Genomic DNA, 12,763 nt, shown 5'->3' on the forward strand with positions numbered 1-12,763 from the left:
CGTTCCTCCTTGACTCCCGTTTGTAACTACTTTGCGAGGATGCGCCACGCGTCCTGCAACCCCTGTGGCTTCCCACCCACCCTTAGAATTTCGCTGCACCATCACCCGGATATCGAAGGGGCGGCCATCGTACACCAACAGCCTGATCCCCTTTTGTACTAAATAGGATTTCCCTTGGGCCTCTCGTAAGATGGCTCGATATGCCATGTCGTAATTAGAAAATTTGTGTACGTGGGTACCAGATTGATAGCTGTATTGTGCACGAGCGAGTTTAACCCGTATCACGCCCTGTCCTAAAGATCCGCAGCAAGGTTTAATGTACACCATCTTATATTTTTGTAGCATCTCATTGAGTATATTCTTATCCATCTTTCTTGTAAGCGGGATATGTTTATTTAACTCTTGATTTCTAACCAGCACCCTTGTCTTCGTCAGCTTATTGGATATACGACTTATCTGCATCATCATTTGTTCCCTCCGTCTCAATAGGTCCATAGGCTATATTACGAAAATGCCTCAGCTTTTGACTGGGCAACCATCGAATCGTAGAACACACTGAAAGAAATCTACATATGATTATGGTAGGTATTTATCATGGGCTGCAGCTTGCGGTCAACAGGAGGCGGCCAGAATGCTGCTCGGCAAAGACAAATTGCAGGATAAGTTGCATGAAGTAATCGAGGTGTTTCCTTGGTATAAGGAGCTGATCGGCGGCGAAAGAACGGATTTTAGCTTAGAGACCCTTCCGCTTATAACGTCGACAACTCTTGAAGCCTATTATTATCATCAACCCATTGATCCTTCTTGGACCGTATACAGGACATCGGGTACAAGCTCAGGCCTTCGAAAAGCCATACTTTACTCTAAGGAAGACGATAAGCACTATATAGATATTAAAACGAAGCTGTTCGGTGAGCTTATTGCGGGAAGCGGATGCGTTAGAGCTTTGGCGGATATGGGTACTGGGCATGCAGCGAACACTGCGTTGTCCATTTTTGAGGAGTTAGGATTGGAACATCGTTCAATTCCCTTCGAATTGCCGATCGAACAACATATTGATCAGCTTCAAACCTTCAAGCCTGACCTACTCTACACAATGCCGTCCATCCTAGATCATATCGTACATGCTACTAGAGATCCGCGGGCTTTTGGAATCCGCAAGATTATTTTGGTTGGGGAAATCGCCTCATTAGGTTGGCAGCGGAATATGGCCCGTCTGTTCGGTCTTGAACCGCGCGACATCATTGATACTTATGGCTCTATTGAAATCGGTACGATTGCTTATTATTCACATGATCTTGGCAGGTATATTTTTGCCGATGGAATATTTGCGGAAGGGATCGGGGCACAGGAGATTGGCGAAGAACTAAGTCCGCTAAGTAATGATGAAAGTGTTCTTGTTCTTACCTCAACGGTTCGCAAAATGCTGCCAGCTATTCGTTTCGTTACCTATGACGTTGTAAGGGACTTTAGATCTGTGATGATAGAAGGTGTTGAGAGGCAGAGCTTTAGTTCCATCGTCAAACGGGTGGGCCGGGAACTGAAGCACGGAGAGAAAATCAGCCTGTACGATATTGAGCAGGTTGTATACCGTCATATAGAAGATGCTATCATCCGGGTTAAAGTAAAGCATAATGCGCTGACCGTTTATCTCAAAAGTAAATCTGCGGATAACACGATTATTCCAAAGATCAGAGAGGAAATTAGGGAATGTATTCCGGAAATCGGCATGATGATTCGCAACCATCTATTGGATGATATTGAGGTCATTATAGTAGGCAAAGATGAGCCAATGGACAGTGGAAAGGTTAAGAACAAAAAGCTATATTACCAGAAAGATAAAGATCGAGTAGACGTAGACTTCAATGACGGCATTTTGTTGACCATCGGAAATACGCCTTTAATCAAGCTGAAGAGCTTGTTCTATAAAAGTGAGTTTGACGTCTATGCAAAAATGGAGCTGATGAACCCGGGGGGGAGCGCCAAAGATCGTCCAGCCCTGCGTATGATCCATGAGGCTTGGAAGGAAGGAACAATAGGCCCGGGGACTACTATCATTGAATCGAGCTCTGGAAATATGGCGATCAGCTTGGCAATGATTTGTAAGTATTTAGGGATGCGTTTTATTAGCGTTATTGATCCTAGAACCACGGAAACGAATCTGCAAATTCTGAAGGCATTGGATGCCAAGATTGACTATGTCGCCCTTCCCGATCCCGAAACAGGTGAGTTTCTCCCTGCCAGGCTGAAACGAGTGCAGCAGTTATTGGCGAAAATACCGGGCAGCTACTGGCCGAATCAGTATGCGAACGCAAATAATTATTTAGCTCATTATCATACGACCATGAAAGAAATCGTGACTGAACTTGAACGGGTGGATTATTTATTTTGCAGCGTTAGTACATGCGGCACGATTCGGGGCCTCGCGGAATACGCAAGAGATCACGGACTTCGGACTAAGATCGTGGCTGTCGATGCTGAGGGAAGCGCGATTTTTGGGGGGAATAAGGGAATACGCCGGTTCCCAGGACTGGGTGCTGGCATCGTGCCACCCTTCTGTAGATCAGATCTAATCGATCGTATCGTACATGTCTCAGATTCCGATATCGTAAAAGGTTGCCGGATGTTGGCACAAAAAGAATCTATCCTAGCCGGCGCATCCTCTGGTGGAATCATTGCCGCCGTTAAGCAGATGGAGCCGGATTTGACTCCGGGAGCTGTCTGCGCAGTCATTCTGCATGATAAGGGAGAGCGCTACCTCGATACCGTATACTCAGACTCATGGGTTCAGGGCCAGTTCGGACGGGAGCTTTGGACTGAAGGTGGCGATGTCCTTGAGCTGTAAGATAGGATATATTTCGCAAGGAGGCGACGGTATGCTGTACTTAAATGATCGAGATATACAATCAGTAGGTGTAGATTGGCCTACTCTTGTGGAGTCGATAGAAACTGCTGTGAATATCATTGATTCAGGCGATTACGTGCAGCCAGTAAAGCCTTACCTAAGGTATAAGAACCCACAAAACCGAATTATTGCAATGCCCGCCTACGTAGGGGGAGAGGTCAACGCAGCGGGGATCAAGTGGATTTCTAGCTTTCCGGATAATATTCAGGCCGGTCTTCCCCGCGCACACAGCATCATTGTATTGAATGACCCAAGTACAGGCCAGCCCTCAGCCGTCTTGAACTCTCCGCTCCCCAGTATCGTAAGAACTGCTTCCCTCAGCGGAGTGATGATCCGTTACTTTATGCAGGCGCGTTCAGTGGAACGGATTCATCTCGGTATTATCGGTTGGGGTCCTATTGGGCAGTATCATACTCAAATGGTTACGGCTCTGTACGGAGATCGAATCGAACGTATCCGAATTTTCGATATCAAGGGCGTAGATTTATCAGGGGTCTCATCTCTTTACAGCGATAGGATGGAAGTGGCAGAGACGTGGGCGGACGTTTACCAGCATTCGAATATCTTCATTACTTGCACCGTCTCAGAACATCGGTATATCGATCTTCCTCCTGAAAAAGGGAGTCTTCTGCTGAATGTTTCATTGCGTGACTATAAACCGAAGGCCTTAGCTTCGGTAAAAGCCATTATCGTCGACGATTGGGATGAGGTGTGCCGAGAGAATACAGATATCGAACAGCTTCATTTGGAGCAGGGGCTAACTCGTACCGACACCCGGATGATTACCGATGTCGTCATGCGCCACAGCCTAGCTGAATTCGGCGAAGATGAACCGATCTTCTTCTGCCCGATGGGGATGGCCGTATTCGATATCGCTATAGCGGTGTATTACGTGAACAAAGCGAGAGACAGCGGGATAGGGACCGAGCTAGAGTAAGCTTGAGAGCAATTCTGTCCTGCATCAGTATAGGTAGTAGTGCAGTAGAAATATCCGTCAGTGCCCCTTAAGTGAAATTTAAGGGGCTTTGTAATCCTGTGAATGCCGTACGCCATGCATGATGAAATCCTTGAATTGTCGGTCCGTTGCCCGATCCTCCTCCGTAACCACACCGCCCCGCTGATGAGTAATAATAACGGCTTTTTGTAAATACATGAAATACAGGTGGGTGGACTTCTGCAGAATGTTCAGCCACTTATTTTTTTCCTCCGGAGCCACTGGTATTGTCTCAAGCAGTATAAGCCGCGAATACCAGCCTTCCATGGCCTTCTTAAAATCAGACAGTTCTGCAGGATTTTTAGAAAGGGTGCTGTAGTAAACTCCAAAAATAGCATCATAGTAAATCAGTGACTCCTGATGATCTCTTAGCGCCAAATATTTATCCAGAATGTTCTCCAGTGACTGTACCGGCTGTTCAAAATCAAAATCAAACAGCAGCTGTCCAAACATCCGCTCCAGGTTAAGGGCATAGATTTGAGCGGCTAATTCTTCTTTGTCCTTATAATGATGATACAAAGTGCGCCGGGAGACACCGGCTTGTTCCGCAATCTGAGCCATATCCGTGCGCTCAATACCTTGAGCACAGAACAAGCTCAGCGCTGTATTCTTAATAATCTCCCTTGTCATTTGCATCTGCTTTTCACGCAAATTCATTGATTTTCTCTCCTGCCTTGTGCGAGTATTTCGCTAATTCTTCTTTATTTCTGAGCTGGCTTCGACGTCATGAGGAACTTGCTGCCCACTGAATAGGGTTTCTGATGGTTGACCGCATCACTGAGCCATTTCAGAAGCTTCACACCATCTTGTTCAGCCTGAAAAAAGGTCTCTCTGGTTGCAAAAGTGTGCGGAGTTGTACCCGTCTTAGCATTTAGCCCATAGTCGGTCAGATAATAATAGTAATTAGGTAAAGTGGCAACCAAAGAAGATACAGAATGCCGCATTTCCTGTGACCATTCATTAATGATACTTTGATCTCTGGGTCCCTTGTAATCGTTGATGTTGTTCTGAAAATGGATCAGTATCTCGTCAAATACCGAGTAGGATTGCAATATTACTGTACGCGCAGGAAGTAGATGACCGTTCGCTTTAAAAGCTGCTCCGATGATATCCGCTTCAGGAGTATATCCGAAGTTCCTCACGAAGTCTGCATTCCATTCCTGATTCACAACATTTGGCCACTTGTCTGATTTCAGGAAGGAACTGTCTGAATATTGGAAGATCTCGGAGTCTTTGTAATGAGAGGCGATCTCGGGAGCCCAGAAAGCGGAACCGAATCCGCCAGCACTTTCGCCTGCAATCAGTAGTTTGCCGGGCTTATCCACGTTGGCATATATCCAATCGAGACTGCTTCGCACATTATTGCTGCCGTTATAACGCATAGTAAAGGTACTGCCGTCATCTTTTATATATTCAACTGTGCGGTTGCCGATATGGAAATCACCGGTCGAATAGGGAAGGTAGACCACATTCCAGCCATGAAAAGGATTGGCAGGGTTATCCGTATCCATCATGCCTCTTAGCAATGTCAGCATATAGAAGGGGATGTTTGGGAAATAGTTGCCTGTATCTCCACCTTTAATGAAGTTCATGAGCTTGATTGGGTGCGCGGCGCTTTGGGCATCCCAACTGGCCCCTCCCCCGGAAAAGAAGATGATCCAGTTATTAGATTCACCCTTTTTATTCCACAGAAAATAATCTGATCCATCACTTGAAATGACATTTCCGTCCAGCTTGACTTTATTCCACTCGTAAGGCTCCACTTCCGTGATTACGGGGGTGGTGGTCGCCGGTCTCTTGATCACAAAAGCGCTAATCGCAAGAATAGCAATTAAAGCAAGGCTCAATAATCCAATGCCTGTGAAAATCGTGATTTTCCCCATTCTTCTCATATACATCTCTCCCTTACTTGGAGTATACGCTACGTTAACTCATTGCGCAATGTGTATACTTAAATGCGAAAGAAACAATTATAATCGAACATAAATCGGGGTGTCCTCGCAGCCTTTATACATGGCTACAGGGACACCCCGATTTTGTATGTTACTTCATTTAATTAGGTTCTACACTTCGATTTCAAATGTTCTAATTTCGTAAGGTTCGAGTACAAAGGTAATGACAGGTTCAGTGTGAACCTCACCTTCAGGACGTTCCATTAGATTACACTCTTGCCATGAAATAATGTTCAAGTCGCTCGTCATATCCATCTGCTGGCGGCTTCCGGAATAGTCGTGAACACGTACGATTAATTTGTGTCCATCCTCAGATTTCTTAAGGGCAGATACCATAACCGTATTCGTAGAAAGACGAATCATGGACTTTGTTTCTACTTCAGCTTGCCCCTTGGTGCTCCGCAGTGGATTGTTGATGGACCAAGCTTGATGGACGGTATCACCTTGTAGCCAATCCCCAGTATGAGGCAGGATAGAATAGGTGAATGTATGCTCGCCTTGATCCGCTTCAGGGTCAGGGTGTGTTGCCGATTTGATTAGAGATAGACGCATCACATTATCCTTGATGTCATAGCCATATTTGCAGTCGTTCAGCAAGCTAACGCCATAACCACGATCTGATAAATCTGCCCACTGATGACCCACGGTCTCAAACCTAGCGTAATCCCAGCTAGTGTTCCAGTGTGTTGGACGCTTAACATTACCGAACTGGATATCATAAGTGGCTTCGGTAGCTCGTATCGCAACAGGGAAGGCTACTTTCATTAGCTGTTTTTTCTCATGCCAGTCTACGTTTGTCACGAAGTCGATACGTCGATGCCCAGCGTGTAAGATCATTTGCTGTTTAATCGTGGAATCCATATAGTTCCATGTGAATTGCACAATACAACGCAATGAACCATTTTCTATGACTTCAATGCTACGGCAGTCGATCACTTCGCGCATTTTTTGCTGATAGTAGATGTCAATGTCCCAAGCTTCATGTGCTAATGGTTTATCCTCAAACACTTGGAACACGTTACCGTGACTTCCGTTAGCTAATACTTGACGCTGTTCGTGTTTATCATAGATAGATGACAATTGACCTTGCTCGTTCCACGCTATTTCGAGGTGAGGCGTTGAAATTCCTGATTCATTCAGCACGAATGGAGTGCTTAGTGGCTCAGAATTCACATCTTCTATGAAGGAGATGGTGGTATATCCGAGAGAAGGAATGTCGGACACTTCAACGATCCAACGGTCACCTTCACGCTGAGCTTGTAATGGTGTACCTTCTGAGTTTATCCACTGTCCTGTTTCCATGCCAGGCTCTATAGTAATTTCTACGAGCTCAGTCAACGTCCAAGAAGCATTGTTCCAGATCGTATATTTACCAGCTTCACTTTCGTTCACCAGTGCTTTCGTAGATTGCTCCCATACAGAATGACCAATAGCTTCCGCTTGTGCATATTCAATGGTACTGTCTTCATACACTTCACGAATCGAAGAGCCCGGAATAATATCATGGAATTGGTTACGCAAAATAATTCTCCAGCCCTCGTCTAGATCGGTCTGACGATAGTTTGACCAATCTTCAGACACTACACTTTGCAGTGCGTTTAGCCATTCCGCTTCACGGTATAGCAGTTCAAGCTTACGGTTCATCCGTTTATTGTAGGCTTGGCTTGTATACGTGCCTCGGTGATATTCTAAGTAAAGCTCGCCATCCCATACATGGACATAACGATCTGTATTTGCAACGGTCTCTTGCAGGTTACGGAAGTAATCTCCCGCTGTTCCTGTTTCAATCTTCGGTAGTCCTGGGAGATCGTTGAGCCTGCGGCGCATCTCTAGCATTTCACGGTTAACCCCGCCGCCGCCATCTCCATATCCGTAAGAAAGTAATAAATTCCGATTCACTTCTTTATCCCGGTACGTATCCCAAATTCCTTTTACAGTCTTAGGAATGATGCGGCCATTATAGGTGTAGAACCAAGAATCTTCTTCAGACCAAGGCTCTGGTGTTGTAATGAAGTGTGTTAATACTTCAGTGCCATCAATACCACGCCATTGGAAGGTATCATGTGGCATGCGGTTGTATTGATTCCAGCTAATCTTCGTGGTCATGAATGTATTAATTCCTGATTTTTTTAGAATTTGTGGCAAGGACCAGCTGTAGCCAAATACGTCTGGCAGCCATAAATAGTCACATTCGACACCAAATTCGTTACGTAAGAAGCGAGTTCCATAGAGTAATTGACGGACAAGTGACTCTCCTGAGGTCAAATTGCAATCTGCCTCGAGCCACATGCCGCCGCCAGCTTCCCAGCGTCCTTCAGCTACACGTTCACGAATCTTCTCATAGATTTCTGGATAATCGTTTTTGATGTATTCATAGAGCTGAGGTTGAGTCTGTAAAAAAGTATAGTCAGGAAACATTTCCATCAGACGGAGTACGGTCGAGAAGGAACGCGCACATTTCTCACGGGTATGTTTCAATTGCCATAACCAAGCGACATCAATATGGGTATGACCAATACAGGTAACTGTAACTGGCGAAGACTTCTCCATTTTATTAATTTCATCACGCAAATAATTACGAGCTTCCTCGATGGAAGCGTAGAAGACCTCTGAACCTGGACGAGACCAGTCGATCAGAAGAAACGAGCGGTCTACTGTACTCAGTAACTGTGTATACTCCGGAGTTTTAGAATCAAGTACATTCAACGTCTCAACTACAGCAAGCGCGGTAAAGTAGAAATCATCCGTTGCTTCGTCCAGCCAACAAATTTCAGCCATACGAATGCCATGGGTTTGATCTTTTTTAGGACCGCCACCTTCTAATCCCGACCATAAACGGAATGTAAGTGGAAGCTGCGTACCTACCGTTTCATCCGGCAAGAACACTTCTGTATGATTGGAATCTACACCTTGATAGGGCTTGCCGTTGTAAAAGAATAAAGATTCAAAGCCGGAGTTGTTTCCGGCACCCGTCTCGCCAAAATCAAATCGACCCAGTACTCTTCGTCCTGCCCAAGAGGCGGGTACGTCTATCTGTGTCGTTAGCCATAAATACAAATCGCGGCCTTTCCAGGTATCGCCAACTTGTAACTTAGACCATTCTCCATCCACCGGTGGTTCAGCTGCAATTTTACCTTGTTCGTCAATCATAGAATTGAAAAAAGGAATGTGTATACGATCCCGGTAACGATATTCGGAAATCTCGTTTAGTTGGGAGTTGAGTTTACGTTTGGTTAGAAACATGAGTAATAGCCCTCCATTATCTTAATGGGGGACGAGGAATATAAGACTTATAGGGTGATTACAGGTTTGTTTGGGGGTAGAAACCAACTATAGACGATTTTAAGCAAGATGTAAACTCATGATAAAGAAAAAATATGTGAGGAGGAAAGATTTACATCTAGAAATGTATGCGCTCCCATTGCACAAAAAGAAAGGTGGTGTTAAGCTTCTAATCCTAAAGGCTTGATTTTGAAGGAAGGTGAGTTTGTTGAATATAAAGAAATTTTATCAAAATCATTTACAAAAAAAACTGTTCAATAAAATTTTAGCTATATATTCTTCCATCATCATAATTACGCTTATTGCCTCTTCCATTACCGTATATAAATATTATGAACAGACGATCACGCGTCAACATGTAGATGCCAATCGAGAGGTATTGGATTACGTCAGTTTATACATGAATCAGCAGTACGAAGGAATCCAATTGGCCATCCAGCAAATTTATAGTGATGCTTCTGTAAGTGAGGATTTGTCCTACTTTTTGCAACATGATTATGGCGATTATCTTAAATATCGGTTAGATCAGTTTGCTGAAATTGGGAGCTTTGTACCCCATACATTCGATACTTATTTCAAAACATATTTAAATCAGAAAAGTGGTATCTCTGACGTTATCTTATACAGCTCAGAGAAAGAATTTTATTATTTATATAAAAATAATACACGACAGCTCTACAAAAGAGATATAGATATTTCGGAGCAAAAATCACCCATACCCAAGAATGGCTGGGTCTCGCATGAGAAAAAATTATTACTTAAGGAAATAAGGGAAGACAATAACAATTTGTATACGATAACTAGGGAGCTAAAAGATCCGATTTCATTGAAAACGATCGGTATGCTCATTATAGATTTTGATGCTGAACTTATTTCAAAATGGCTGGGTTCGAAAGGTACAGAGAATAATGGTCAAGTGTTGGTTCTAACACCAAGCGGTGACGTCATATATGATTCCTTAGGAAGGTATATGGGACAACAGTATCCGCATATCGCCGGTCTTTATTCAGACAGCTGGACTGCACTGGATGGATTATCCAAAATTAACTTAAATACAACGAATAGCTCAGGTCTTATTGTGGCAGGAATCATTCAGAAGTCGCAGGTCAATAAAGAAATGGTGGTTGTACGAAATTGGATTATTGGGATTACGGCAGCACTTATTGTTGCGGCAATGTCCATAACATACGGAATAATTTTACGTTTCTCTAAAAAAGTGAAGATCATTGTCAAATCTATGAAGCGCTTACAGGAAGGCGACTTAAGCACGCGTATTCACCTTAATCGTGAGGATGAATTGCAGCTCATTGCCAACAATTTTAACTATATGTGTGAAAGACTAGAGCTTTATATTAATAAAGTTTACATCTCAGAAATTACGCAAAAAAATGCAGAACTTGTGGCTCTTCAATCACAGATTAATCCGCATTTTTTATATAATACGCTTGAAGCTATAAGGATGCGGGCCATCTCGCAAGGTGCGAAGGATGTAGGTCAGATGATTTACATTTTATCAACCTTATTCCGAACGATGATTAAGAAAAGTATGGTTGTTACCATCGCTGATGAGATTGAATATTGCAATCTATATCTTGAGCTGTTTCAGATTAGGCATAAAGAAAAGCTTCAAATTGAGTCGCGAATAAGTCCAGTGGCTATGAGTTGTTCTATCGTTAAATTACTGATTCAGCCGGTCATTGAAAATTATATTGTTCATGGATTTAGGCCCGAACGCTTCGATAATTTAATACGTATTGAAGTAACTGAATCAGACGGGAGTATTCAAATTGCTATAAGAGATAACGGAAATGGAATTATTCCCAGCAAACTAATGGAATTACAAAAAATGCTTCAAGTCAGTATGCGAATGGATGCACCTCCTACCTCGCTTGGACTATGTAATGTGAATGAGCGAATTAAACTTTATTATGGGACTGAATATGGATTAACGATTGCTAGTGAGATAGGTGAAGGAACAACAGTCATCATGAATATACCAGTGGTAAGGGAGAGTACTAAATAATGCACAACATACTTATTGTAGATGATGAACCTCTTATTCTTGAAGGATTACGATCTGTGATCGAATGGGAAGATTATGGACTAAGAATCGCAGGGCAGGCGGGTAATGGTGAAGAAGCTTTAGAATTTCTGCATAGCCATAACGAAGCCATTGACATATTAATTACAGATATTACAATGCCAAAGCTTACAGGACTTGAACTCATTCAACAAATTAAGTCTTTTGATTCAGAAATGAGATTTATTATTTTAAGCGGATATGAGCAATTTGAGTATTTAAAGGCTGGAATGAGTCTAGGCATTGAGAATTATATTCTTAAACCCATTAATATAAAAGAATTGGAATCGACCATAGAGCAAATTGTTGAGGTCCTCAATCAAGAGGATGTGGAACAATTTCATGCTAAGGAGGATCAGCAAGTTTTACGGAACAATATTCTCAACCGCTGGGTCACTGGAAACATAGATCGGCAGGAGCTATTGCATCGTTCAAAAGTATTAAATATTTCGCTGGACTGTTCATGTTTTACGGTGGCTGCGATTCGGCTTATTACGGAACATGAAGAGGATGAGAGTCAACATAAACTGCACCCTAATCAACTTATGGAAGAATGTTATCGTATTGCTGTGCAGTCCGTAGCAGATCGCGGAACGGTTATTGTATTTATAGATATGGAAGGTGATCTTGTTCTTATTGTTGCGGAGTCGGCTGAAGATGAGAACAAAGAAGCGATGTATTGTATGCTGGAACAAGTGCAATGTGAGATTATGCATGAATTAGGAAAGTCTGTCTGGATTACGATAGGAAGTAAGGAATATACTTTTCAAGAAGTGCCACAAAGTTATAAAAAAGCGAAAAGTTTATATGTGGATCATCTGATGCTGCCGGGCTACCCGATTATAGATGTGGACCAACTATCCAAGATGGTGTTACATGAGGAAAAGCTCGAAATTGATTATGAAGCATTTACTAAATTGTTATTATCTGGAGAGCGTGAGGCGGCAAATCAATTTATCGCAGAAACGTTCCAAAAGTTGTTCGGATGTGGTGTAATTACCCGCATTGATAATTACAACGTGGCGATTGAATTAATGTTGATCGCTAAGAATATGGAGAAGAACTGTAATTTCAGCGCTGTGTTTAATCCTTTGCTACGCATCCATACCATTGAGCAGCTGCTTCATCATGTGCAGGAAAGTGTGAATGAAACGCTGGACCAATTATCACTAGTGAGTGATGAACTCAGTCCGAATATGAGATATATGGTGGATCAAGTAAGCAAGCATTATAGAGAAGAGCTATCTCTGAAGACGATCAGTCAGCGAATGAATATGCATCCAACTTATTTGGGACAGCTATTTCAGAAGGAGATGGGGCGAAGCTTCTCTGATTATGTAAACCAATTCCGAATTGAAAAAGCAAGACAACTGCTGCTTCAAACTACGTTATTAACCAATGAAATTGCAGCTGAAGTAGGGTATCTAGATCCAGCGTATTTTTATCGCCAGTTCAAAAAAACAGTAGGCATATCTCCAACAGAACTTCGAAATATGTATAAAAAAGAAAAGGCGTAGGATAAAGGAAATGTTCCCGGGTATCACGTTCAA

The 12,763-nt window shown here is 43.0% G+C and carries 8 protein-coding genes; 4 read left to right on the forward strand and 4 right to left on the reverse strand.

The features are described 5' to 3' along the window. A partial coding sequence (locus UQ64_RS04960) for a YheC/YheD family protein (protein ID WP_209445715.1) occupies positions 1 to 468 on the reverse strand: 468 nt, incomplete at its 3' end. 163 nt (positions 469 to 631) lie between these two features. On the opposite strand from UQ64_RS04960, the gene sbnA reads away from it, so the two are divergent. Further along, complete coding sequence (sbnA, locus tag UQ64_RS32645) at positions 632 to 2,845, forward strand: 2,3-diaminopropionate biosynthesis protein SbnA (RefSeq protein WP_342447573.1); 2,214 nt, start codon at positions 632 to 634, stop codon at positions 2,843 to 2,845. Between the two features lie 31 nt (positions 2,846 to 2,876). Next, positions 2,877 to 3,842, forward strand: a complete 966-nt coding sequence (locus tag UQ64_RS04975; protein WP_060622401.1) for a 2,3-diaminopropionate biosynthesis protein SbnB — start codon at positions 2,877 to 2,879, stop codon at positions 3,840 to 3,842. Positions 3,843 to 3,920: 78 nt separating this feature from the next. Here the strand turns inward: UQ64_RS04975 and UQ64_RS04980 are convergent, their stop codons facing one another. From UQ64_RS04980 to UQ64_RS04990, 3 genes are all read right to left on the reverse strand, one after another. Beyond that, positions 3,921 to 4,556, reverse strand: coding sequence for a TetR/AcrR family transcriptional regulator (locus UQ64_RS04980; protein ID WP_060622402.1), 636 nt, complete (start codon positions 4,554 to 4,556; stop codon positions 3,921 to 3,923). Between the two features lie 44 nt (positions 4,557 to 4,600). Beyond that, entirely contained in the window at positions 4,601 to 5,791 is a 1,191-nt protein-coding gene (locus UQ64_RS04985) for a pectin acetylesterase-family hydrolase (RefSeq protein WP_167348457.1), read from the reverse strand. 171 nt (positions 5,792 to 5,962) lie between these two features. Beyond that, positions 5,963 to 9,094: an alpha-mannosidase gene (locus UQ64_RS04990; RefSeq protein WP_060622403.1), complete on the reverse strand. Its 3,132-nt coding sequence runs from the start codon at positions 9,092 to 9,094 to the stop codon at positions 5,963 to 5,965. Positions 9,095 to 9,341: 247 nt separating this feature from the next. Between UQ64_RS04990 and UQ64_RS04995 the strand changes: the two genes are divergently transcribed. Then, positions 9,342 to 11,156, forward strand: coding sequence for a sensor histidine kinase (locus tag UQ64_RS04995; RefSeq protein ID WP_060622404.1), 1,815 nt, complete (start codon positions 9,342 to 9,344; stop codon positions 11,154 to 11,156). After that, entirely contained in the window at positions 11,156 to 12,730 is a 1,575-nt protein-coding gene (locus tag UQ64_RS05000; RefSeq protein ID WP_060622405.1) for a response regulator transcription factor, read from the forward strand. The genes UQ64_RS04995 and UQ64_RS05000 overlap by 1 nt, the downstream gene beginning before the upstream one ends. Positions 12,731 to 12,763 lie beyond the last annotated feature (33 nt).

The sequence above is a fragment of the Paenibacillus etheri genome, assembly GCF_001012825.1.
GTDB lineage: Bacteria > Bacillota > Bacilli > Paenibacillales > Paenibacillaceae > Paenibacillus_AQ > Paenibacillus_AQ etheri.